The organism is Acidovorax sp. GW821-FHT11A03 (genome assembly GCF_058809075.1).
Genome location: NZ_JBXASG010000007.1, coordinates 295,991 through 319,505, shown reverse-complemented (window position 1 = coordinate 319,505; position 23,515 = coordinate 295,991). Strand labels below are relative to the sequence as shown.

Genomic DNA, 23,515 nt, shown 5'->3' with positions numbered 1-23,515 from the left:
TGAACTGAACACTGAAGGAATAAAGATGGCTGCAATTACCGCAAGCATGGTGGCTGAACTGCGTGGCAAGACCGACGCGCCCATGATGGAATGCAAGAAGGCCCTGACGGAAGCCGACGGCGACATGGCCAAGGCCGAAGAGCTGCTGCGCGTCAAGCTGGGCACCAAGGCGGGCAAGGCTGCATCGCGCATCACGGCCGAAGGCGTGGTGGCGAGCTACATCGACGGCACCACCGGTGCCCTGGTTGAAGTCAACAGCGAAACCGACTTCGTCTCCAAGAACGACAGCTTCATCGCCATGGCCAATGCCGCCGCGAAGCTGGTGGCCGAGCACAACCCCGCCACCGTCGAAGCCCTGGGCGCGCTGCCCTACAGCCAGGACAGCTTCGGCCCCACGCTGGAAGACGTGCGCAAGGGCCTGATCGGCAAGATCGGCGAAAACATGTCGTTCCGCCGCTTCAAGCGCTTCAGCGGCTCCAGCCTGGCAGCCTACCTGCATGGCTCGCGCATTGGCGTGGTCGTCGAGTTCGACGGCGATGCCGCTGCCGCCAAGGACGTGGCCATGCACGTGGCCGCCATGAAGCCCGTGGCCCTGACCAGCGCCGACGTGCCTGCCGACCTGATCGCCAAGGAACGCTCTGTCGCCGAAGGCAAGGCCGACGAAGCCAACAAGGAACTCGTGGCCGCCGGCAAGCCCGCGCAAAGCGCGGAAATCACCGCCAAGCGCATCGACGGCGCCGTGCAGAAGTACCTCAAGGAAGTCTCGCTGGCTGACCAGGTCTTCGTGAAGGCCGCCGACGGCAAGCAGACCGTGGCCCAGATGCTCAAGGCCGCCAACACCAACGTGAAGGGCTTCACGCTCTACGTCGTGGGTGAAGGCATCGAGAAGAAGGTCGACGACTTCGCCGCCGAAGTGGCCGCCCAGGTGGCTGCTGCCAAGGCTGCTGCCTGATCGTTTCCGCAACCCCCCAAGCCCCGCATCTATCACCGGAGAAATTTCCCATGTCCCACGCCGCACCAGCCCACAAGCGCATCCTGCTCAAGCTGTCTGGTGAGGCGCTGATGGGGGATGACGCCTTCGGCATCAACCGCGCCACCATCGTCCGCATGGTGGAGGAGATCGCCGAAGTGACGCGCCTGGGTGTCCAGGTGGCCGTGGTGATCGGTGGGGGCAACATTTTCCGTGGCGTGGCCGGCGGCTCGGTCGGCATGGACCGTGCCACCGCCGACTACATGGGCATGCTGGCCACCGTCATGAACGCGCTGGCCCTGGCGGACGCCATGGACAAGCAGGGCCTGGTGGCCCGCGTGATGTCCGCCATCGCCATCGAGCAGGTCGTCGAGCCCTACGTGCGTCCCAAGGCCCTGCAGTACCTCGAAGAGGGCAAGGTCGTGGTGTTCGCGGCCGGTACGGGCAATCCGTTCTTCACCACCGACACGGCGGCTGCCCTGCGCGGTGCCGAGATTGGCGCCGAGCTGGTGCTCAAGGCCACCAAGGTGGACGGCGTTTATACTGCCGACCCCCAGAAGGACCCCACGGCCACGCGCTACACGAAGCTCAGCTTCGACGAGGCCATGTCCCGCAACCTGGGCATCATGGATGCGACCGCCTTCGCGCTGTGCCGCGACCAGAAGCTGCCGGTGCGGGTGTTCTCGATCATCAAGCATGGCGCCTTGAAGCGCGTGGTGATGGGCGAAGACGAAGGTACGCTGGTTTACGCTTGACGACGACGATGATGGCTTGCGGCCTGCACCGGATGCAGGCCGGCCCCGAGGAGAAAACATGACGATTGCCGACATCAAGAAGAATGCAGAGACCAAGATGGACCAGTCCATCGCGGCGTTCAAGAACAACCTGCAGAAGATCCGCACCGGCCGTGCCAACCCCGCCTTGCTCGACACCGTGCAGGTCGAGTACTACGGCTCCTTCGTGCCCCTGAGCCAGGTGGCCAATGTGGCGCTGATCGATTCGCGCACCATCAGCGTCCAGCCCTGGGAAAAGGGCATGGGCGCCAAGATCGAGAAGGCCATCCGCGAAAGCGATCTGGGCCTGAACCCCGCGTCCATGGGCGATCTCATCCGCGTGCCCATGCCGCCCATGAGCGAAGAGCGCCGCAAGGAAATGACCAAGCTGGCCCGCAATGAAGGCGAAAGCGCCAAGATCGCCGTGCGCAACCTGCGCCGCGATGCCAACGAGTCCGTCAAGAAGCTGGTCAAGGACAAGCTGGCGTCCGAAGACGACCAGAAGCGCGCCGAAACCGACGTGCAGAAATTCACCGACAGGCACATCGCCGAGATCGATGCGCTGGTGGCGGCCAAAGAGCAGGAAATCATGGCGGTTTAAGCCTTGAGGGCTTGAACGTTCACATGTCTGTATCTCCGGTGGTGCCGCACCACATCGCCATCGTCATGGATGGCAACGGCCGCTGGGCCACGCGCCGCTTTCTGCCGCGCCTGGCCGGCCACAAGCAAGGGGTTGATTCACTGCGCCGCTGCGCGCGCGCCTGCGTGCAGCGTGGCGTGGGGGTGTTGACCGTCTTCGCGTTCTCGTCTGAAAACTGGAACCGCCCGGCGGATGAGGTCTCTGGCCTCATGGAACTCCTGGCGATGGCGCTGGCACGCGAAGTGCCGCAGCTCAAGAAGGATGGCGTGCGCCTGTATTTCGTGGGTGAGCGTGCCGGCCTGTCGCCCAAGGTGCGCGATGGCCTGGCGCAGGCAGAAGCCGCCACGGCGCAAAACACCCGCCTCGTCCTCAACGTCTGTTTCAACTATGGCGGCCGCTGGGACATCGCCCAGGCCGCCGCATCGCTGGCAGCGCGCGGCGAGCCCATCACCGAGGCCAGCCTGCACGGTGCGATGGGTCTGGCCCATGTGCCCGATCCGGACCTGGTGATCCGCACCGGGGGGGAAATGCGGATCAGCAACTTTCTGCTGTGGCAGGCCGCATACTCCGAGTTCTTCTTCAGCGACCGGCTGTGGCCGGATTTCGACGAGTCGGCGCTGGACGAGGCGATTGCTGCCTTTGGCGGCCGCGAGCGCCGTTTTGGCAAAACCTCCGAACAGATCCTGTCCGCGCATCCCCATCCGATGCCGGGCTGAAAGGCCCCATGCTCAAACAGCGCGTCATCACAGCCCTTGTCCTGCTGGCCATTCTGCTGCCGGCGCTTTTTTATTCATCGTCCACCGTCCCGTTCACCCTGGTGGTGCTGGTGCTCATGGCGGCTGGCGCCTGGGAATGGGGCCGTTTGAGCGGTTTCGGACAGGCGGGCTCCGTGGCTGTGGGGGGCGCGTGCGTCGCCCTGTGCGCCGGGTCGTGGGCCCTGGGCTGGATTGACCGCCCGCTGGCGGGGCTCTGGGTGGCGGGGGGTGGCCTTTGGGTGCTGTCCGCGGCCTGGCTGCTCAGGGCCGGCGTGCCCGGCTGGCCTCGCATTCCGGCGGCGGTGCGCCTGGTGGCCGGGGTGCTGGCCCTCTGGCTTGCGTGGCTGGCGGTCGTGCAGGCGCGCAACGTGGGCGTCAACTTCCTGCTGTCGGTGCTGCTGCTGGTGTGGGTCGCCGACATCTTCGCGTACTTCGCGGGCCGTGCTTTTGGCCTGCGCTTCACCAAGGGCAAGCTGGCCCCTTCCATCAGTCCCGGCAAAAGCTGGGAGGGCGTGTGGGGCGGCCTTGCCGGCGTGCTGGCCATGGCGTTCATCTGGGTGGCCGCCGATGCCCACTGGCAGGCGGCCGTTCCCAGTTTCTACAGCCGCATGGCGCAGCAAGGCTGGTGGCTGCTCGTGATCGCCGCCCCGTTCATGGTGGCCATGAGCGTGTCGGGTGACCTTGTGGAGTCCCTGATCAAGCGCAGCGCGGGCGTGAAGGACAGCAGCGGCCTGTTGCCCGGGCACGGTGGCGTGCTCGACCGGGTGGACGCCTTGCTGCCCACCCTGCCGCTGGCCATGATGCTCACGAGCCTGACAACGCAATGATGAAACAACGACTGACTGTCCTGGGTTCCACGGGCTCCATCGGTACCAGCACGCTCGACGTGGTGGCTCGCCATCCCGAGCGCTTCGAGGTGTTCGCGCTCAGTGCCGCGACCCAGGTGGACCTGATGCTGGCGCAGTGCGCGCAGTTCCGCCCCCGCTACGCCGTGATGGCGAGTGCCCCCCATGCGGCGCTGCTGGCTGAAAGACTGCAGGCAAATGCCCTTCCAACGCAAGTCCTTCAAGCGCAAGATGCTCTTGAAATAATAGCATCCCACCCTGACGTGGATGCCGTGATGGCGGCCATCGTGGGCGCTGCCGGCCTGGCGCCGTGCCTGGCTGCAGCGCGCGCGGGCAAGCGGCTGCTCCTGGCCAACAAGGAGGCCTTGGTGGTGGGCGGCGGGTTGTTCATGCAGACCGTGCGCGAGGGCGGCGCGACGCTGCTGCCCATCGACAGCGAGCATTCCGCGATTTTCCAGTGCCTGCCCGAAGATCCGGCGACCTGGGCCGAACGCGTCGACAGCATCCTGCTGACCGCGTCTGGCGGTCCCTTCCGCCAGCGGGATCCGTCCACGCTCTCGCAGATCACGCCCGACCAGGCCTGCGCGCACCCCAATTTCTCGATGGGCCGCAAGATCTCGGTGGATTCGGCCACCATGATGAACAAGGCGCTGGAAGTGATCGAGGCGCGCTGGCTGTTCGACCTGCACCCCGACCAGATCAAGGTGGTGATCCATCCGCAGCAGATCATCCACTCGATGGTGCAGTTCAAGGATGCATCGATCCTCGCCCAGCTCGGCACCCCCGACATGCGCGTGCCGATCGCCTGCGGCCTGGCCTGGCCGGAGCGCATCGCCAGCGGTGCCAGCCGGCTCGACTTCTCTGCCTTGACGGCGCTGGCGTTTGAAGATGCCGACGCGGCCCGTTTTCCCGGGCTGCACCTGTCCTGGCAGGCGCTCAAGGCGGCCGAAGGCACGACCGCCGTATTGAACGCCGCCAACGAGGTCGCGGTCGGGGCCTTCCTGTCGGGGCGGCTGCGTTTCGACCGTATCCATGCCGTGAATCTTGCAACTTTGGACGCGGTTTCTCCCTCCAAGCCGGATTCCCTCGAAGCCCTGCTGGACCTGGATGCCCAGGCACGCAATGCTGCCGAGCACGCCGCGGGCCGCCTGGCGGCCTGAGTTCTCACAGCACCACGGACCCGTACATGCTCCTTACCATCGTTGCCTTCATCGTGGCCCTGGGCCTTCTGATCGCCGTGCACGAATATGGCCACTACCGGGTGGCCGTGGCGTGCGGGGTCAAGGTGCTGCGCTTCTCGGTGGGCTTTGGCAAACCATTGCTGCGCTGGCAGCCCAAGGGGTCGCCCACGGAGTTCGTGCTGGGGGCTTTTCCGCTGGGGGGCTATGTGCGCATGCTGGACGAGCGGGAAGCGCCTGTGGCCGCCGAGGAGCGGCATCTGGCTTTCAATACCCAGCCGCTGCGCTCCCGCGCGGCCATCGTGGCCGCGGGGCCGCTGGCAAACCTGCTGCTGGCGGTGCTGCTGTATTCCATTGTGAACTGGAACGGGGTGGACGAGCCCAAGGCGGTGCTCGCCAGTCCGGTGGCCGGGTCCGTCGCGCAGAGTGCCGGCCTGCGGGGCGGCGAGCTGGTCGCGCAGGCAGCGCTGGGGTCGGACGAGATGGAGCCCGTGCGGTCGTTTGAAGATCTGCGCTGGCTGCTCACGCGCGGTGCGCTGGAGGGTGTGAACGTGCACCTCGACGTGCAGCCGCAGTCGGGCGCCGTGCACCGGGAAATCCTGCTGGACATGTCGAAGATCGACAGCCGGGAGGCGGACGCCCAGCTGTTTCGCAAGATCGGCATCCTGGGGCCGTGGACACGGCCGGTGCTGGGCGAGGTCATGCCTGACGGGGCCGCAGCCCGCGCTGGATTGCGCCAGGGGGACGTGGTGCTCAGAATCGGTGCCAGCGACGTGGTGGACGGCCAGCAGCTGCGCGAGCTGATCCGCCAGTCGGTGCGGGGAAGCGAGCCATTGGCACAGTCCTGGCGCATTGATCGCTCAGGCCAGGTGCTGAGCGTGGACGTGTTGCCCGAGGCCAAGCCGGAACTGGGCGCCTCCGTCGGCCGCATCGGGGCGTATGTCGGGGCCCCCCCTGAATTCGTGACGGTGGAATATGGCGTGTTCGAGGGGGCCTGGGCCGGCGTGGTCAAGACCTGGGATGTCTCCATCCTCACGCTTCGGATGATGGGGCGCATGGTGATCGGCGAGGCATCGCTCAAGAACCTCAGCGGCCCCCTGACGATCGCCGACTACGCAGGGCGCTCCGCCAGCCTGGGACTCTCGCAGTACCTTGTCTTCCTTGCGCTGATCAGCGTGAGCCTGGGCGTGCTCAACCTGCTGCCGCTCCCTGTCTTGGACGGAGGGCACCTGATGTATTATCTTTGGGAGGGTGTCACGGGCAGGGGGGTGTCGGATGCATGGATGGAGCGCCTGCAGCGTGGAGGCGTTGCGGTCCTGCTTCTCATGATGTCCATTGCCCTGTTCAACGATATCACCCGGCTCTTTGGCTAACACTTTTGCCGCGCTTGCCCTGCAACTGCGGCTCCAGCTTCATTCATGAAAAAACACATCAATCGCCTGGGCGTGCGTACCGCATCGGCCGTTGCAGCCATGATTTTTGCCGCCAATGCGGCATGGGCTCTGGAGCCTTTCAAGGTGCAGGACATCCGCGTCGAGGGCCTGCAGCGCGTGGAGCCCGGCACCGTGTTTGCCTCCATGCCGCTGCGGGTTGGTGACGACTACAACGACGAGAAGGGCGCCGCGGCCATCCGCGCTCTTTTCGGACTGGGCCTGTTCAAGGACGTGCGCCTGGAGGCGGCCGGCAACGTGCTGGTGGTGGTGGTGGAAGAGCGGCCCACCGTCGCCGACGTTGACTTCGCCGGCACGCGCGAGTTCGACAAGGACGCGCTCAAGAAGGCCATGCGCGATGTCGGACTCACCGAGGGCCGGCCTTACGACAAGGCGTTGACGGACCGCGCCGAGCAGGAGCTCAAGCGCCAGTACATCAACAAGAGCCTGTACGGTGCCGAGGTCGTCACCACCGTGACGCCGATCGAGCGCAACCGTGTCAACCTGACCTTCACCGTGGTCGAGGGCGAACCTGCCCGCATCAAGGAAGTGCGCCTCGTCGGCAACAAGGCCTTCAGTGAATCCACGCTCAAAGGCCTGTTCGACCAGGACACCGGGGGCTGGCTCAGCTGGTACACCAAGTCGGACCGCTACTCGCGCGCCAAGCTCAATGCCGATCTGGAGACGCTGCGTTCGTACTACCTGCAGCGCGGGTATCTGGAGTTCCGGGTCGACTCCACGCAGGTCGCCATCTCGCCCGACAAGCAGGACATCTCCATCACCGTCAACGTGACGGAAGGCGAGCGCTACGTGGTCTCGGGCGTCAAGCTGGAGGGCAACTACCTGGACCGCGAAGACGAGTTCAAGTCCCTGGTCACCATCCGCGCGGGCGAGCCCTACAACGCGGACCAGGTCACGGAAACGACCAAGGCGTTTTCAGAGTATTTCTCGCGTTTTGGCTTCGCCTTCGCGCGCGTGGAAGCCGTGCCCGAAATCGATCGCGAAAACAACCGGGTCGCCTTCGTGCTGCAGGCCGAACCCTCGCGCCGCGCCTATGTGCGCCGCATCAACGTGAGCGGCAACAACCGCACGCGCGATGAAGTGATCCGCCGTGAATTCCGCCAGTACGAAGCCTCGTGGTACGACGGCGAGAAGATCCGCCTGTCGCGCGACCGCGTGGACCGCCTGGGCTTCTTCACCGAAGTCAATGTGGAAACCCAGGAAGTGCCGGGTTCCCCCGACCAGGTGGACCTCGTGATCAACGTGGCGGAAAAGCCCACGGGCTCGCTGCAGATGGGGGTGGGTTTCTCCAGCGCCGAAAAGGTGTCGCTGTCGTTCGGCATCAAGCAGGAAAACATCTTCGGTTCCGGCAACTACCTGGGCATCGATGTCAACACCAGCAAGTACCGTCGCACGCTGGTGTTCAGTACCACCAACCCGTACTTCACGCCGGAAGGCATCTCGCGCACGCTGGATGTGTACTACCGCACGGACAAGCCCTACGAAGACCAGGGCGGCAACTACGAGTTGGTGACCACCGGAACTTCGGTGCGATTCGGTGTTCCGTTCAGTGAAACCGATACCGTGTTCTTTGGTGGGGGGCTGGAGCAGACCAAGATCAAGGCGGGTACGAACATTCCCGCCACCTACTTGGCCTATGCCGACCAGTTTGGCTACAGCAGCACCTCCATTCCTTTGACGATCGGTTGGTCGCGGGACGACCGCGACAGCGCTCTGGCGCCGAATTCCGGCCGCTATCAGCGCCTCAATTCAGAATGGTCGGTGGCAGGGGATGCCCGTTATGTACGGGCCAACTACCAGTACCAGCAGTACGTGCCGCTGAACAAGCGCTTCACCATCGCCTTCAACGGCGAGGTGGGCATCGGCAAGGGCATGAACGGCAGGCCGTTCCCCGTGTTCAAGAACTTCTATTCGGGTGGGCTGGGATCCGTGCGCGGCTTCGACCAGGGTACGCTGGGGCCGCGTGACGTGACGGGCGCGTCGTTGGGGGGACCCAAGAAGGTCACCTTGAACGCGGAGCTGATCGCACCCTTTCCGGGCGCGGGCAACGACCGGACACTGCGTGTATTCACCTTCTTTGATGTGGGTAATGTGTACGGAGAGAACGAAAAAGTTACTTTCAGTGACATGCGTTCCTCCGTCGGCCTGGGCCTGAGCTGGATTTCCCCGCTGGGTCCGTTGCGCCTGGCCTTTGCGCAACCGGTGCGCAAGTTCGCCGGCGATAGAATCCAGAAACTGCAATTCCAGATTGGAACGTCTTTCTAATGAAATCCTTTTCTCGCCATATCTCTCTGGCCCTGCTGCTTGGCACGCTTGCCATCGCAGCGCCTGCACAAGCGCAAGAGTTCAAAGCCGGGTTTGTCAACACCGACCGCATCTTCCGCGAGGCCAGCACCGCCAAGGCTGCACAGGCCAAGCTGGAGCAGGAATTCTCCCGCCGTGAGAAAGAACTGGTGGACATGGGCAACACCCTGAAGACCGCCACGGAGAAGTTCGAGCGCGAAGCTCCCACGATGGCTGAAAGCCAGCGCACCACCCGCCAGCGCCAGCTGGTGGACCAGGACCGTGAATTCCAGCGCAAGCGCCGCGAATTCCAGGAAGACCTGAGCGCCCGCAAGAACGAGGAACTGTCCCAGGTGCTCGAACGTGCGAACAAGGTGGTCAAGCAGGTGGCAGAGGCGGAGAAGTACGACGTGATCCTGCAGGAGGCCGTCTACATCAACCCCAAGCACGACATCACCGACAAGGTGATCAAGGCGCTGAATGCCGCTGCCGGCAAGTAAGCCCCAGCGCTGGACAGGTGGCGCGTGAGCTTGCTTCTCGGGCACATAGTTGATGCGCTCGGTGGCTCGCTGGAAGGAGGTGCGGCACGGGATGCCGTCATTTCCCGCATCGCGCCCCTGGAGGTTGCAGGGCCGGGAGACCTCAGTTTCCTGAGCAACCCCCGCTACCAACAGCAACTGGCCGCCTCCCGGGCGGCCTGTGTCATTGTGGCGCCTGCCATGCGCGATGCCGCCCTGGCCCGTGGCGCCTGCATCGTGGCGGACAACCCCTACGTGTACTTCGCGCGGGCCACGCAGCTTTGGCGCCGGCTCAATGCCCCCGCAGTGCAGGGCGGTGTGCACGCGAGCGCGGTCGTGGACCCGTCGGCGCAGGTCGATGCCACCGCCACCATCGGTCCCCTGTGCGTGGTGGAACGCGGTGCGCGCATTGGCGCAGGAACCGTGCTCAAGTCCCGTGTCACGGTGGGCGAGGGCTGCCGCATCGGCGCGCGCTGCATCGTGCACCCCGGCGTGGTGATCGGCGCCGACGGCTTTGGTTTTGCGCCCGAGAACGGGCAGTGGGTCAAGATCGAGCAACTGGGGGCCGTGCACATTGGCGACGATGTCGAGATCGGCGCCAACACCTGCATCGACCGTGGTGCGCTGCTGGACACCGTCATCGAAGACGGCGTCAAGCTCGACAACCTGATCCAGATCGGGCACAACGTGCGCATCGGCAAGCACTCTGCCCTGGCGGGGTGCGTGGGCGTGGCCGGCAGCGCGACCATTGGTGCGCACTGCACCGTGGGCGGCGGCGCCATCGTGCTGGGCCATCTGGAGATGGCGGACAACGTGCACATCTCTGCCGCCACGGTGGTCACGCGCTCTTTGAGCCAGCCTGGGCAATACACGGGCATGTTTCCCATCGACGACAATGCGCGTTGGGAAAAAAACGCTGCAACACTCAAACAACTGCACAGCTTGCGAGAGCGCATCAAGGCGCTGGAGCAAGCTCTGAAAGCAGCATGAACGGAAGAACAACTCGATGATGGATATCCACGCAATTCTCAAGCAACTGCCCCACCGCTACCCGTTCCTGCTGGTGGACAAAGTGATCGAGCTTGAGAGCAACACCCGCATCAAGGCGATCAAGAACGTGACGTTCAACGAGCCTTATTTCATGGGGCACTTTCCAGGGCGCCCGGTGATGCCGGGTGTGTTGATCCTCGAGGCCCTGGCGCAGGCCGCCGGCCTGCTGGCGTTCGACGCGATGGGCAAGGTGCCCGATGAAAACAACATCTACTACTTCGTCGGCATCGATGGCGCGCGCTTCAAGCGGCCGGTGGAGCCGGGCGATCAGCTGATTCTCTCCATCACGATCGACCGCGTGCGCGGCGGCATCTGGAAGTTCAAGGGCGTGGCCAGCGTGGGCGAGGAAGTGGCCTGCGAGGCCGAACTCATGTGCACCATGCGCAGCGTGGGTTGATCCGCTCAGACTTGCAGATCGTGAGCAATATTCATCCCACGGCCATAGTCGCGCAAGGCGCCAGTCTGGATCCCACGGTCACGGTGGGGCCCTACGCGGTGATTGGTCCCGACGTGGTGATCGGGGCGGGAACCACGGTGGGGCCGCACTGCGTGATCGAAGGGCGCACCACGATCGGGGCCGACAACCGCATTTTCCAGTTCGCATCGCTGGGTGCCGTGCCGCAGGACAAGAAGTACGCGGGCGAGCCGACCGAACTCGTCATCGGCGACCGCAACGTGATCCGCGAGTTCTGCACCTTCAACCTCGGTGTGCCGGGAGCCGGCGGTATCACGCGCGTGGGCAGCGACAACTGGATCATGGCGTACACCCACATCGCGCACGACTGCCGCGTTGACAACCACACCACGCTCTCCAACAACACCACGCTGGCAGGCCATGTGCACCTTGCCGACTGGGTCACCATCGGCGGGCTCACCGGCATTCACCAGTTCGTCTCGATCGGTGCCCATGCCATGGTCGGCTTTGCCAGCGCCGTGTCGCAGGATGTGCCCCCCTTCATGCTGGCCGACGGCAATCCGCTGGCGCTGCGCGGCCTCAACATCGTCGGGCTGCGCCGCCGGGGCTTCTCGGCAGAGCGTGTGGCGGGCATCAAGCAGATGCACCGCCTGCTCTATCGCCAGGGGCTGACACTGGAGGCCGCACGCGCAGGCGTGGCCGAGTTGCCAGCCGCCCATCCGGAGGCTGCGCCCGACATCGCCATGATGCTGGGTTTCCTGGATACCTCCACGCGCGGCATCGCGCGCTGAGGGGCAATGATGAAGGCTTCCCCCCGCGTCGCCATGGTGGCGGGCGAGACCTCCGGCGACCTGCTTGCCGGCCTGCTGATCGACGGCATGCAGGCCCATTGGCCAGGCCTGCAGTCCTGCGGCATTGGTGGCCCGCAGATGCAGCGCCGGGGTTTTGCCGCCTGGTGGCCCAGCGAGAAGCTCGCCGTACATGGGTACAGCATGGAGGTGCTGCGCCGCCTGCGCGAGCTGCTGGGCATTCGCAAGCAACTGCGTGAGCGGCTGCTCAAGGAGCGTCCGGACGTGTTCATCGGCGTGGATGCGCCTGACTTCAACCTGAAGTTGGAGGCCGACCTGCGTGCCGCGGGCGTCAAGACCGTGCACTTCGTGTGCCCGTCGATCTGGGCCTGGCGCGCGGACCGTGTCGAGAAGATACGCCGCAGCGCCGACCACGTGCTGTGCATCTTTCCGTTCGAGCCCGAGCTGCTGGCGCGGCACGGCATTGCGGCGACCTATGTGGGCCACCCGCTTGCCGGCGTGATTCCCATGGTGCCGGACCGCGCCGCCGCCCGCGCCCAGCTCGGCCTGCAGGATGCCGACGAGGTGCTGGCCATTCTGCCGGGCAGCCGCTCCTCGGAGATCGCCTACATCACGCAGCCTTTCTTTGAGGCTGCAGCGCTTGTCCTGAAAGCGCGTCCAGCTATTAAATTGATAGTTCCTGCCGTGCCGGCGCTGCGGGAGCGCATCGTGCAGGCGGCACGGGCCGCGGGTCTGGGTGGGGCGGTGCAGATCGTGTCCGGCCAGTCCCATGCCGTGCTGGCCGCCTGCGACGCCACGCTGATCGCCAGCGGCACCGCGACGCTGGAGGCGGCGCTGTTCAAGCGTCCCATGGTCATCGGCTACCACATGCACCCGTTGAGCTGGTGGCTCATGCGCCGCAAGCAGCTGCAGCCCTGGGTGGGGCTGCCCAATATCCTTTGCGGAGAATTCGTGGTCCCCGAGCTGATCCAGGATGCCGCGACACCCCAGGCGCTCTGCGCGGCAACGCTGCAATGGCTGGATGCGCGCCAGCACAATCCTGAGAAAATCACGGCCCTGGAGCAGCGCTTTACGGCGCTGCACGAAAGCCTGCAACGCAATACCCCCCAACTGGCTGCCGATGCGATCCAGAAAATCCTTCACCCAGCTGCCTGAACAGGCCTGCCTGCCATGGCACCCGCCGGGTCTTGTGTCCGGCGTGGACGAGGCGGGCCGCGGCCCGCTGGCGGGGCCCGTGGTGGCGGCCGCGGTCATCCTGGATGACCTCAATCCGATCGCCGGCCTTGCCGATTCCAAGAAGCTCACGCCTGCCCGGCGCGAGAAACTCTACGACGAAATCCGTGCCAAGGCGCTGTGCTGCAGCATTGCCGAGGCCAGCGTGGAAGAGATCGACCAGCTCAACATCCTGCAGGCCACGCTGCTGGCCATGCGGCGGGCCGTGATGGGGCTGCGCCTGAAACCCGTCATGGTGCTGGTCGATGGCAACCGCCTGCCCACGCTGGGCATCCAGGCCGAGGCCATCGTCAAGGGCGATGCGCTGGTGCCGGCCATCTCGGCCGCCTCCATCCTGGCCAAGGTGCACCGCGACCGCTGGTGCGTGCAGGTGCATGAAGAGTTTCCGCAGTACGGGTTTGCCGGCCACAAGGGCTATGGCACCGCGGTGCACATGGCCGCCTTGCGCGAGCACGGGGCCTGCGTCCATCACCGGCGTTCCTTTGCGCCCGTGGCGCAGAGCCTGCTTGCCTGACGGAACCTGCTCGCCCCATGACCTCTCCGTCCATCACCGCGATCCATTCGCGGGACAACACCTTCGTGAAGGAACTGCGCCGGCTCGCGCAGGACACCACCGCCTACCGCAAGCAGGGCAGGGTGTGGCTGGAGGGTGACCACCTCTGCCGCGCCGCCCTGGAACGGGGCCAGCGGGCATCAATCGCGGTATTTTCCGAGTCTTTTTGGCCTCAGGCGCAAGTGGAATGGGCGCAGGCAGCTATGAAAACCATAGTGCTCGCCGATGCCCTGTTTGCCGACATCAGCGGTCTGGAGTCGCCTGCCCGCATGGGCTTCATCATCGATCTGCCCGCTGCCGCCGCATTGCGCACGGACGCCGCCACCGTCGTGCTGGACCGGGTGCAGGACGCCGGCAATGTGGGTTCCATCCTGCGCAGCGCGTCGGCATTCGGATTCCGTCAGGTGGTCGCCGTCAAGGGCAGCGCCGCCCTGTGGTCCCCCAAGGTGCTGCGCGCCGGCATGGGCGCGCATTTCGCGCTGGACCTGATCGAAGGCGTGGAGCACGGCGAACTCCAGTCCCTGAAGGTGCCCATGCTGGTGACCAGTTCGCACGCCGGGGACTGGCTGCACCGGGCCGCGCTGCCCTGGCCCTGCGCATGGGTCATGGGCCATGAAGGGCAGGGCGTCTCCGCCGTGCTGGAGGAGCGGGCTGCGATGCGCATCCGCATCGCGCAGCCCGGCGGCGAGGAGTCGCTGAACGTCGCGGCGGCGGCGGCGATCTGCCTGCATGCGAGCGGCGCCGGGCGCTGAACACCTCCCTTCGCAGCCGGCTCCGGGGGGGGCCGCGGAAGCCCGTCTTCTCCCGTTTTTCTAGAGGTTGCGCAGGAACTGGCGCACGAAATCGCCCTGGTTGGGCGCATCCTTCTCGGTGCTGAACAGCACCTGCTGGTTTTCCACGCGGATCTTGAGCTGTGGCGCGAACCTGCACTGCACCTGGCCCAGCCCGGACGCCGTGCTCTTGAAGGCGGGCGTGTTGCGGCACATGGAGTCCAGCTCCGAGGCCACCACGCCGCAGAAGCTGCCGATGCTCAAGGTCTGCAGCTTCTCGTCATCGATCGTGCTCCAGTCGACCGTGGTCTTCACCGGCGTGCCGCAGGCCGCGGAGGCTTCCTGGTCGGCCCTGGCCAGCTCGGCCTGCGCCCCCGCGAGGCGCTTGCTGCGGTCAAAGCGGGCCAGCTTTTCCTGCACGCCCTGCTTTTGCTGGCTCTGGTAGCTCGCCTGCAGGTCCGCCAGCTTGAAGGCCTTGCTCTTTTCCTCGCTGAAGGAAAGCGGCAGGCCATCGCGTTTGCCGGGCAGGTACACCACATACTGCTCGCCGTGGCGATAGGCGTGGCTCTGCTTTTGCAGCAGGCCGTAGCTGCGGCCGTCGAGCCGGGTGGCATAGACCTCCCGCGCGGAGCCCTGTTGCTCCAGCTGGCTCAGGAACACGACCTGGTCAATGGGATCGTTGATGCCGCTCACGCGCACCAGGGCCTGTTTGCCATCCGCGCTGGGCGCCAGCACCACTTCCACCCCCTGGGGGGCCACGAAGACCTGGGGGTACCTGGCCAGTTCCAGGGCCTGGGCGGCGACGGCGGCGCACAGGCCGGCCAGGGAAAGGGCAAGAGGGCGGAGAAAAGTGCGCATCGGGAGGGTTCTCTGTGGGAGTGGCGGGAGGCGTCGGGCAAAGTCTAGGCGGACCGTTGTCACCTGAAATGCCTGGAACACTTGCTTACGTAACAAGGTTATGCAAGGCATGCATTTGTGAGTGAATGCACCGCGATGGGTATAATCGGGAGCTTTTCTCGCAACAGCGTCGCCCGACCGCACCCAAAGCAACAACCCATCTGAGAGCAGCCACCGGCACTTGCGTACCTTTGCGTGCACGAGTGGCCTGCAGGCGCCGGGCGACCGTAACCATCCGGAGAACCCAGTGCTTTTGTCTCTACAGGGAAATTTCCCGCCCGCCATCCTGGCGCTCGCAGACGGCACGGTCTTTATCGGCAATTCGATTGGTGCCACCGGCACCACCGTCGGCGAAGTGGTGTTCAACACCGCGATCACCGGCTACCAGGAAATCCTCACCGACCCCAGCTACTGCCAGCAGATCGTCACGTTGACGTATCCGCACATCGGCAACTACGGCGTCAACGTGGAGGACATCGAAGCCGACAAGGTCCATGCCGCGGGCCTGATCATCAAGGACCTGCCCCTGCTGGCCAGCAACTTCCGCTCCACGGAAACGCTCTCGCAGTACCTCGTGCGCGAGAACACCGTGGCCATCGCCAACATCGATACCCGCAAGCTCACGCGCCTGCTGCGCAGCAAGGGTGCGCAAAACGGCGCCATCATCGGACTGGCCGCCGGGCAGCCGGTCACGCAGGCGCTCATCGACGAAGCCATCGCCAAGGCCAAGGCCGCCCCCAACATGGCCGGGCTGGACCTGGCCCAGGTGGTGACCACGGCGTCGCGTTACGAGTGGACGCAGACCGAGTGGAAGCTGGGCTCGGGCTACGGCGAACTCGCGGCGCCGCAGTTCCATGTGGTGGCGTACGACTTCGGCGTGAAGAAGAACATCCTGCGCATGCTGGCCGAGCGTGGCTGCAAGGTCACCGTGGTGCCTGCCAAGACGCCCGCCGCCGATGTGCTGGCACTCAAGCCCGATGGCGTGTTCCTGTCCAACGGCCCCGGCGATCCGGAGCCCTGCGATTACGCCATTGCCGCCACCCGCACCATCGTGGACAGCGGCGTGCCCACGTTCGGCATCTGCCTGGGTCATCAGATCATGGCCCTGGCCGCCGGCGCCAAGACATTCAAGATGACCCACAGCCACCACGGGGCCAATCACCCCGTGAAGGACCTGGACACCGGCCGCGTGAGCATCACGAGCCAGAACCACGGTTTCGCGGTGGACATAGAATCGCTGCCTGCCAACCTGCGCGCCACGCACATCAGCCTGTTCGACGGCACGCTGCAAGGGCTGGTCCACAAGGACAAGCCGGCATTCTGCTTCCAGGGCCACCCTGAGGCTTCCCCCGGGCCGCACGACATCGCCTACCTTTTCGACCGATTCACCGATGCCATGCGCGCGGCGAAAGCCGGTTGAACCCGGGAAGGACTAGCGCCATGAAACTGTTCAGCTTTCCCCTCGCATCGCTGGAAAAGGCGATCCACAAGCGTGTCCTGACCCTGCCCTCGCCCCACCGCGAGTGGTTCACGGAACGCTGGGCGCAAAAGCCCTACAAGAAGGCGTTTGTCGAGAACAAGGCCATGCCCCTCGTCACGCTGGTGGCCAAGGGCAAGACCCTGGACGATGCCGCCTTCGCAGAGCTGCTGAAGGAATGGGAAGTGACGTTTTATGACGCGGAAGAAGAGGTCCTGCGCCCGCTGATCCAGGGCGACGGCCTGCTGCAGCTGATGCAGAAGAACCTTCCTCCCGAACGGGCCCAGGCGCTGCTTGCCAAGTTGACCGAGCGGCGCCCGCCATCGGACGCAGCAGCCTCTGCCCCGACCCCCAGCCCCCAGGCAGCCGAACCCACGATCGACTGATCGACGCACCATGCCAAAACGCACAGACATCAAAAGCATTCTCATCATCGGCGCCGGCCCGATCATCATCGGCCAGGCCTGCGAGTTCGACTACTCCGGCGTGCAGGCCTGCAAGGCCCTGCGCGAGGAAGGCTACAAGGTCATTCTGATCAACAGCAACCCCGCGACGATCATGACCGACCCGGCCACGGCCGACGTGACCTACATCGAGCCCATCACCTGGCAGACGGTCGAGAAGATCATCGCCAAGGAGCGCCCCGACGCCATCCTGCCCACCATGGGCGGCCAGACCGCGCTCAACTGCGCGCTGGACCTGTGGCACAACGGCGTGCTCGACAAGTACAAGGTCGAGCTGATCGGCGCCACGCCCGAAGCCATCGACAAGGCCGAGGACCGCCTGAAGTTCAAGGAGGCCATGACCAAGATCGGTCTGGGCTCCGCGCGCTCAGGGATCGCCCACAGCATGGACGAAGCCTGGGCCGTCCAGAAGAGCGTGGGCTTCCCCACCGTGATCCGCCCCAGCTTCACGCTCGGTGGCACGGGCGGCGGCATTGCCTACAACCCCGAAGAGTTCGAGACCATCTGCAAGCGCGGCCTGGAAGCCTCGCCCACCAACGAGCTGCTGATCGAGGAGTCGCTGCTCGGCTGGAAGGAGTACGAGATGGAGGTGGTCCGCGACAAGGCGGACAACTGCATCATCATCTGCTCCATCGAGAACCTGGACCCCATGGGCGTGCACACGGGCGACTCCATCACCGTGGCCCCCGCGCAGACGCTGACCGACAAGGAATACCAGATCATGCGCAACGCCAGCCTGGCGGTGCTGCGCGAGATCGGTGTGGACACGGGCGGCTCCAACGTGCAGTTCTCGGTGAACCCGAAGGACGGCCGCATGATCGTCATCGAGATGAACCCCCGTGTGTCGCGTTCGTCGGCCCTCGCGTCCAAGGCCACGGGCTTCCCGATCGCCAAGGTCGCCGCCAAGCTGGCCGTGGGCTACACGCTCGACGAGCTCAAGAACGAGATCACCGGCGGCGCCACGCCCGCGTCGTTCGAGCCCTCCATCGACTACGTGGTCACCAAGATCCCGCGTTTCGCGTTCGAGAAATTCCCCACGGCCGACAGCCGCCTGACCACGCAGATGAAGTCGGTGGGCGAGGTCATGGCCATGGGCCGCACCTTCCAGGAGTCCTTCCAGAAGGCCCTGCGCGGCCTGGAAGTGGGCGTGGACGGCATGAACGAGAAGACCCAGGACCGTGAAGTGCTCGAAAAGGAGCTGGGCGAGCCCGGCCCCGAGCGCATCTGGTACGTGGGCGATGCGTTCGCCATGGGCCTCTCCGTGGACGAGGTGTATGACCTCACCAAGATCGACAAGTGGTTCCTGGTGCAGATCGAAGAGATCGTGAAGATCGAACTGGAGCTGGACCAGCTGGCCGTGGACAAGGGCGATGCGGCACTGGCCAGCCTGGATGCCGGCACGCTGCGCTCGCTCAAGAAGAAGGGCTTCTCGGACCGCCGCCTGGCCAAGCTGCTCAAGACGACGGAAAAAGCCGTGCGCGAAGCCCGCCGCGCGCTGAACGTGCGCCCGGTGTACAAGCGCGTGGACACCTGCGCCGCCGAATTCGCGACCAACACCGCCTACATGTACTCGACCTACGAGGACGAGTGCGAGGCCGAGCCGACCAACAACAAGAAGATCATGGTGCTCGGTGGCGGCCCCAACCGCATCGGCCAGGGCATCGAGTTCGACTACTGCTGCGTGCACGCCGCGCTGGCCATGCGCGAGGACGGCTACGAGACCATCATGGTCAACTGCAACCCCGAAACCGTGTCCACGGACTACGACACCTCGGACCGCCTGTACTTCGAGCCCCTCACGCTCGAAGACGTGCTCGAAATCGTGGACAAGGAAAAGCCCACTGGCGTGATCGTGCAGTACGGCGGCCAGACGCCGCTGAAGCTGGCGCTGGGCCTCGAAGCAGAGGGCGTGCCCATCATCGGCACCAGCCCCGACATGATCGATGCCGCCGAGGATCGTGAGCGCTTCCAGAAGCTGCTGCACGACCTGGGGCTGCGCCAGCCCCCCAATGCCACGGCCCGCACCGAGGCCGAGGCGCTGGAAAAGGCCGCCGCCCTGGGCTACCCGCTGGTGGTGCGCCCCAGCTACGTGCTGGGCGGCCGTGCGATGGAAATCGTGCACGAGCAGCGCGACCTGGAGCGCTACATGCGCGAGGCCGTGAAGGTGAGCAACGACTCGCCCGTGCTGCTGGACCGCTTCCTGAACGATGCCATCGAGTGCGACGTGGACTGCCTGCGCGATCCCGAGGGCAAGACCTTCATCGGTGGCGTGATGGAGCACATCGAACAAGCCGGTGTGCACTCGGGCGACTCCGCCTGCTCGCTGCCGCCGTACTACCTCAAGCAGGCCACGGTCGATGAACTCAAGCGCCAGTCCGCGGCCATGGCCGAAGGCCTGAACGTGGTGGGCCTGATGAACGTGCAGTTCGCCATCCAGGAAGTGGACGGCAAGGACGTGATCTACGTGCTGGAAGTGAACCCCCGCGCCTCGCGCACCGTGCCGTTCGTCTCCAAGGCCACGGGCATCCAGCTGGCCAAGGTGGCCGCGCGCTGCATGGCCGGCCAGACGCTGGCCTCGCAGGGCATCACCAAGGAGGTGACGCCGCCCTACTTCAGCGTGAAGGAGGCCGTGTTCCCGTTCGTCAAGTTCCCCGGCGTGGACACCATCCTCGGCCCCGAGATGAAGTCCACCGGCGAGGTGATGGGCGTGGGCAAGACCTTTGGCGAAGCCTTCGTGAAGAGCCAGTTGGGCGCGGGCACCAAGCTGCCGACGTCGGGCAAGGTGTTCCTCACGGTGAAGAACAATGACAAGCCCCGCGCGGTGGACATTGCCCGCCAGCTGGTGGCGCTGGGCTTTGACCTGGTGGCGACCAAAGGCACCGCTGCAGCCATTGCCGAGGCGGGCGTCCCGGTGGTGGTGGTCAACAAGGTCACGGAAGGCCGTCCGCACATCGTGGACATGATCAAGAACAACGAGATCGTCATGGTCATCAACACGGTGGAAGAGCGCCGCAACGCGATTGCAGACTCGCGCGCGATTCGCACCTCGTCGCTGCTGGCCCGCGTGACCACCTTCACGACCATCTTTGGCGCCGAGGCAGCCGTGGAGGGCATGAAGTACCTGGACAAGCTCGACGTGTACTCGGTGCAGGAGCTGCACGCCCAGCTGGTGGCCTGAGCCCCGGCAAAAGCGGCATAATCTTCGCCTGACCAGACACCGCCGCGCGGCAACGTGCGGCGGTTTCCTTTTGTAGACTTGCCATTCACGAAGTCCGGCACAGCCCGGGCGTGACGTGGTGACTGACCGGTGGAAGTGCCTTGGCGCTTTCACCGTTTTGACTTATGGAGACTCGACAGAATGGCCACCATTCCGATTACCAAGCGCGGCGCTGAAAAGCTCAAGGAAGAGTTGCACCGCCTCAAGACCGTGGAACGGCCCGCGGTGATCACGGCGATCGCCGAAGCGCGTGCGCAGGGGGACCTCAGCGAAAACGCCGACTACGACGCCGCCAAGGACCGCCAGGGCTTCATCGAGGGCCGCATCCAGGAGATCGAGGGCAAGCTCTCGGTCGCGCAGGTCATCGATCCCAGTGCCGTCGACGGCGGCGGCAAGGTGGTCTTTGGCGCCACGGTCGAGCTGGAGGATGAAGAGTCTGGCGACACCGTGAAGTACCAGATCGTGGGCGAGGACGAGGCCGACCTGAAGCAGGGCCTGATCAATATCTCCAGCCCCATCGCCCGTGCGCTCATCGGCAAGGAAGAGGGCGATACCGCCGAAGTGCTGGCGCCCGGCGGCGTTCGCCGCTATGAGGTGGTGGCGGTCAGCTACCAGTGAACAGGCGCGGCATGCTCCATCGCCTTCCTGCCCTGGTGGCCGCCCTGTGGTGGGGAAGCCTGACCACCATCGGCTTTCTGGTCGTGCCCATGCTGTTTGCCCACCTCCCGTCGCCGACGGTGGCGGGCAACATGGCGGCCAGGCTGTTTGCGGCACAGACCTGGGTGGCGGTGGCCTGCTGCCTGGTGCTGCTGCTGGTCTCCAGGCCTAGGCAGGCTGTAGCGCAGCACCCATGGGCGCAAGCTGCTATGGTTTTCATACTGGGCGGCATGCTGCTGGCACTGCTCACGCAGTTTGGCGTGGCACCGCGCATCGTGGCGCGGCAGGATCTGCGCGTGTGGCACAGCGTGGGAACAGTGATGTACGCGCTGCAATGGTGCTGTGCGTTGGCCGTGCTGTGGCAAACGCTTCGCCACGACCCTCAGGCGCCCGCCGGGGGTGGCTCCGCCGGAGCCTGAAGCGCATGCACCGCGGCGGCTCGGCCAGCGTCAGCGCCGACGCCGCCTACTCGTGCCAGTGTTCCGCCACCCAGGTGGCGGGGCGAATGTAGCGAAAGCGGCGGTTGCGCCGTCCCGCCAGTGCGTCCGGTGGATTGCACTCCCCGTGAAAGATCACGATGCGCGCACCGGGCGGCACGAACGGCGCGCGCCAGTAGTTGGTGGGCCAGGGCGGTATGCCGTGGTACTTGAAGCTCGGGCACCACGCTTCGGGCCAGTACTGCAGCTTGCCCTGCCGGTGCAGAAAGTCCGACAGGTAGGCCTGTTCGTTGCGGAACTGCGCGCGGATTTCTGCGAAGTGGGCGCGAAAGTGTGCCAGCACGTCAGGGTGCGCCCCCAGTTCGAACCGGTAGACCGATGAATTGCCCGTGACGCGCCAGGGGCGCTTGTAGTCATGGATGATCAGGAATTCGCCCGGCTGGGTGAAAAAATCGTCCAGGCTGCCGGTGATGACCACGTCCACATCCAGGAACAGGGCCGTGCCGCGGAGTCCGTGCAGGTCCTGGCTGAAGGTGGCCAGCTTGGTCCAGCCCCGCTCGGGAATGCCGGGTGGCAGATCGAGCGCGGGGATAGGCAAGCACTGCACTTCGCTGCGGATGCCGGCGCTGTCGTCGGTCAGGCAGACGAAGCGGAAGTCACCACGCAGGTGCCGCCGAACCATCGCGTACAGCCGATTGACATATTCGGGGCCGTATTTCGTGCCCCACTTCATGCAGAGGATGTGGCGCGCGTGGGCGGCCCTGCCGGCAGGCGCTGCAGAAGCTGCAGGTACTGCAGAGACTGCGGGGGGGATCATCAGTCTGCCTGGCGCTTCTTGATCGACTTTTGCTTGGGTTTGGCGCGCTTGATCTGGCCGCCCGAGGTCAGGCGCTGGTTGCCCAGCACGCGCAGCTGCTTGATTTCGGGACGCTGGCCGCCGCGCTTGCTGAACTTCAGCACCTTGACGTCGCGCGGGCCCGGCATCCGGTCTTCATCGACCACGCGCTCCTTGACGGGCTGAGGGCGCCAGAGCACCAGCAGCTTGCCGATGTGCTGGATGGGGGCGGCGTTGAGGTCGGCCGTGATCTGCTGGTACATCAGCTCGCGGGCCGCGCGGTCGTCATTGAAAACACGCACCTTGATCAGCCCGTGGGCATTCAGGGCGGCGTCGATCTCCTTCTTGACGGCGGGGGTCAGGCCATCGCCGCCAATCAGGACGACGGGGTCCAGGTGGTGGGCATTGGCGCGTTGTTCCCGGCGCTCGGCGGGAGTCAGTTGAATTTGAGGCATGGGCCGTATTATGTCTGCGGCCCGCCGCGGGGTGCCTTCGCGTCGCCGCGCGAAATGGGCCTTGTGTCCAATCGGCTGTGCCGATTGTCGAGAGACAATGGAGCCGTATGAAAGTCAAAACCCAGAGCAAGAAGGTCAACAAGGCATGGTTGAACGACCACGTCAACGACACCTATGTCAAATTGGCCCAGAAAGAGGGATACCGCGCGCGCGCGGCCTACAAGCTCAAGGAGATCGACGAGCAGCTGGGCCTCATCAAGCCCGGCTACACGGTGGTGGACCTGGGCTCCACGCCCGGCGCATGGAGCCAGTACCTGCGCAGGCGCATGTCGCCCTCGGGTGCGGCTGCGGGGCAGCTCAATGGCACCATCATCGCCTTGGACATCCTGCCCATGGAGCCCATCGAGGGGGTGACCTACCTCAATGGCGATTTTCGCGAGGCGCAGGTGCTCGAGCGCCTGGAGCAGGCGCTCGGCGGCCGCGCGGTGGATGTCGTGGTGTCGGACATGGCGCCCAATCTTTCGGGCATCGGATCGGCCGATGCGGCCCGCATCGCCCACCTGGTGGAGCTGGCGGTGGATTTCGCTTGCAACCATTTGAAACCGGACGGTGCGCTGGTGGTCAAGCTCTTCCACGGCGGCGGGTACAGCGATCTGGTGACGCTGTTCAAGCAGACCTTCAAGGTGGTCAAGCCCTTGAAGCCCAAGGCGTCGCGCGACAAATCTTCGGAGACCTTCCTGGTGGGAATGGGCCTCAAAAAGGCCGCCTGAAAGGTCTTGCCCCAGGTCATGAATCCGTGAAATTCGCCCGTAAAGCCCGTGCTGTTTCCATGG

Annotated in this window: 24 protein-coding genes; 21 read left to right on the top strand and 3 right to left on the bottom strand. The window is 65.2% G+C overall.

Features of this window, described 5'->3' with window-relative positions; all coding sequences use genetic code 11:
- Positions 1 to 25: 25 nt before the first annotated feature.
- From tsf to AC1RVY_RS19250, 15 genes are read left to right on the top strand one after another with little or no spacing between them, the layout of a single operon-like run.
- The gene (gene tsf, locus AC1RVY_RS19320; RefSeq protein WP_218297696.1) at positions 26 to 952 is read left to right on the top strand and encodes a translation elongation factor Ts; all 927 of its coding nucleotides are present in this window, start codon (positions 26 to 28) and stop codon (positions 950 to 952) included.
- Between the two features lie 50 nt (positions 953 to 1,002).
- The gene (gene pyrH / locus AC1RVY_RS19315; RefSeq protein ID WP_056413356.1) at positions 1,003 to 1,725 is read left to right on the top strand and encodes a UMP kinase; all 723 of its coding nucleotides are present in this window, start codon (positions 1,003 to 1,005) and stop codon (positions 1,723 to 1,725) included.
- Positions 1,726 to 1,783: 58 nt separating this feature from the next.
- Positions 1,784 to 2,344 carry a ribosome recycling factor gene (gene frr / locus AC1RVY_RS19310; protein ID WP_218297695.1) on the top strand — a complete coding sequence of 187 codons (561 nt, stop codon included), beginning with the start codon at positions 1,784 to 1,786 and terminating at the stop codon, positions 2,342 to 2,344.
- Positions 2,345 to 2,367: 23 nt separating this feature from the next.
- Entirely contained in the window at positions 2,368 to 3,099 is a 732-nt protein-coding gene (uppS, locus tag AC1RVY_RS19305) for a polyprenyl diphosphate synthase (RefSeq protein ID WP_218297694.1), read from the top strand.
- 8 nt (positions 3,100 to 3,107) lie between these two features.
- The gene (locus tag AC1RVY_RS19300) at positions 3,108 to 3,965 is read left to right on the top strand and encodes a phosphatidate cytidylyltransferase (protein ID WP_492807751.1); all 858 of its coding nucleotides are present in this window, start codon (positions 3,108 to 3,110) and stop codon (positions 3,963 to 3,965) included.
- Positions 3,965 to 5,143 carry a 1-deoxy-D-xylulose-5-phosphate reductoisomerase gene (gene ispC, locus AC1RVY_RS19295; protein WP_369643761.1) on the top strand — a complete coding sequence of 393 codons (1,179 nt, stop codon included), beginning with the start codon at positions 3,965 to 3,967 and terminating at the stop codon, positions 5,141 to 5,143. The genes AC1RVY_RS19300 and ispC overlap by 1 nt, the downstream gene beginning before the upstream one ends.
- 26 nt (positions 5,144 to 5,169) lie before the next feature.
- The gene (gene rseP / locus AC1RVY_RS19290) at positions 5,170 to 6,534 is read left to right on the top strand and encodes an RIP metalloprotease RseP (protein ID WP_492807750.1); all 1,365 of its coding nucleotides are present in this window, start codon (positions 5,170 to 5,172) and stop codon (positions 6,532 to 6,534) included.
- A 45-nt stretch (positions 6,535 to 6,579) separates the two neighbouring features.
- Complete coding sequence (bamA, locus tag AC1RVY_RS19285) at positions 6,580 to 8,877, top strand: outer membrane protein assembly factor BamA (protein ID WP_218297691.1); 2,298 nt, start codon at positions 6,580 to 6,582, stop codon at positions 8,875 to 8,877.
- A complete protein-coding gene (locus AC1RVY_RS19280; protein ID WP_218297690.1) occupies positions 8,877 to 9,395 on the top strand; it encodes an OmpH/Skp family outer membrane protein in 519 nt (172 codons plus the stop codon). The genes bamA and AC1RVY_RS19280 overlap by 1 nt, the downstream gene beginning before the upstream one ends.
- 24 nt (positions 9,396 to 9,419) lie before the next feature.
- Complete coding sequence (gene lpxD / locus AC1RVY_RS19275; protein ID WP_218341590.1) at positions 9,420 to 10,403, top strand: UDP-3-O-(3-hydroxymyristoyl)glucosamine N-acyltransferase; 984 nt, start codon at positions 9,420 to 9,422, stop codon at positions 10,401 to 10,403.
- A gap of 16 nt (positions 10,404 to 10,419) precedes the next feature.
- The gene (gene fabZ, locus AC1RVY_RS19270; RefSeq protein ID WP_010457855.1) at positions 10,420 to 10,860 is read left to right on the top strand and encodes a 3-hydroxyacyl-ACP dehydratase FabZ; all 441 of its coding nucleotides are present in this window, start codon (positions 10,420 to 10,422) and stop codon (positions 10,858 to 10,860) included.
- Between the two features lie 20 nt (positions 10,861 to 10,880).
- Entirely contained in the window at positions 10,881 to 11,669 is a 789-nt protein-coding gene (gene lpxA / locus AC1RVY_RS19265; protein WP_218341591.1) for an acyl-ACP--UDP-N-acetylglucosamine O-acyltransferase, read from the top strand.
- Positions 11,670 to 11,678: 9 nt separating this feature from the next.
- A complete protein-coding gene (gene lpxB / locus AC1RVY_RS19260; RefSeq protein WP_218297687.1) occupies positions 11,679 to 12,842 on the top strand; it encodes a lipid-A-disaccharide synthase in 1,164 nt (387 codons plus the stop codon).
- Positions 12,808 to 13,434: a ribonuclease HII gene (rnhB, locus tag AC1RVY_RS19255; RefSeq protein WP_218297686.1), complete on the top strand. Its 627-nt coding sequence runs from the start codon at positions 12,808 to 12,810 to the stop codon at positions 13,432 to 13,434. The genes lpxB and rnhB overlap by 35 nt, the downstream gene beginning before the upstream one ends.
- Before the next feature lie 17 nt (positions 13,435 to 13,451).
- Positions 13,452 to 14,225: a TrmH family RNA methyltransferase gene (locus tag AC1RVY_RS19250; RefSeq protein ID WP_492253494.1), complete on the top strand. Its 774-nt coding sequence runs from the start codon at positions 13,452 to 13,454 to the stop codon at positions 14,223 to 14,225.
- Between the two features lie 60 nt (positions 14,226 to 14,285).
- Here the strand turns inward: AC1RVY_RS19250 and AC1RVY_RS19245 are convergent, their stop codons facing one another.
- Positions 14,286 to 15,101, bottom strand: coding sequence for a hypothetical protein (locus AC1RVY_RS19245; RefSeq protein ID WP_218297684.1), 816 nt, complete (start codon positions 15,099 to 15,101; stop codon positions 14,286 to 14,288).
- A gap of 286 nt (positions 15,102 to 15,387) precedes the next feature.
- Between AC1RVY_RS19245 and carA the strand changes: the two genes are divergently transcribed.
- The 5 genes from carA to AC1RVY_RS19220 all read left to right on the top strand — a co-directional run bounded on the left by carA (position 15,388) and on the right by AC1RVY_RS19220 (position 21,374).
- Positions 15,388 to 16,560 carry a glutamine-hydrolyzing carbamoyl-phosphate synthase small subunit gene (gene carA / locus AC1RVY_RS19240; RefSeq protein ID WP_492807745.1) on the top strand — a complete coding sequence of 391 codons (1,173 nt, stop codon included), beginning with the start codon at positions 15,388 to 15,390 and terminating at the stop codon, positions 16,558 to 16,560.
- Positions 16,561 to 16,580: 20 nt separating this feature from the next.
- Complete coding sequence (locus AC1RVY_RS19235; RefSeq protein WP_492807744.1) at positions 16,581 to 17,003, top strand: hypothetical protein; 423 nt, start codon at positions 16,581 to 16,583, stop codon at positions 17,001 to 17,003.
- A 10-nt stretch (positions 17,004 to 17,013) separates the two neighbouring features.
- Positions 17,014 to 20,259: a carbamoyl-phosphate synthase large subunit gene (carB, locus tag AC1RVY_RS19230; protein WP_492807743.1), complete on the top strand. Its 3,246-nt coding sequence runs from the start codon at positions 17,014 to 17,016 to the stop codon at positions 20,257 to 20,259.
- A gap of 180 nt (positions 20,260 to 20,439) precedes the next feature.
- Entirely contained in the window at positions 20,440 to 20,916 is a 477-nt protein-coding gene (gene greA, locus AC1RVY_RS19225; protein WP_218297680.1) for a transcription elongation factor GreA, read from the top strand.
- A gap of 11 nt (positions 20,917 to 20,927) precedes the next feature.
- A complete protein-coding gene (locus AC1RVY_RS19220; protein ID WP_218341594.1) occupies positions 20,928 to 21,374 on the top strand; it encodes a DUF4149 domain-containing protein in 447 nt (148 codons plus the stop codon).
- Between the two features lie 46 nt (positions 21,375 to 21,420).
- Here the strand turns inward: AC1RVY_RS19220 and AC1RVY_RS19215 are convergent, their stop codons facing one another.
- On the bottom strand, positions 21,421 to 22,209 hold the full coding sequence (locus tag AC1RVY_RS19215; RefSeq protein ID WP_492807741.1) for a glycosyltransferase: 789 nt from the start codon (positions 22,207 to 22,209) through the stop codon (positions 21,421 to 21,423).
- On the bottom strand, positions 22,209 to 22,682 hold the full coding sequence (locus tag AC1RVY_RS19210; RefSeq protein WP_218297678.1) for a YhbY family RNA-binding protein: 474 nt from the start codon (positions 22,680 to 22,682) through the stop codon (positions 22,209 to 22,211). The genes AC1RVY_RS19215 and AC1RVY_RS19210 overlap by 1 nt, the downstream gene beginning before the upstream one ends.
- A 107-nt stretch (positions 22,683 to 22,789) precedes the next feature.
- Here AC1RVY_RS19210 and AC1RVY_RS19205 point away from each other — a divergent pair, with 107 nt between their 5' ends.
- Positions 22,790 to 23,452: an RlmE family RNA methyltransferase gene (locus AC1RVY_RS19205; RefSeq protein WP_218297677.1), complete on the top strand. Its 663-nt coding sequence runs from the start codon at positions 22,790 to 22,792 to the stop codon at positions 23,450 to 23,452.
- The last annotated feature ends 63 nt before the right edge of the window (positions 23,453 to 23,515 follow it).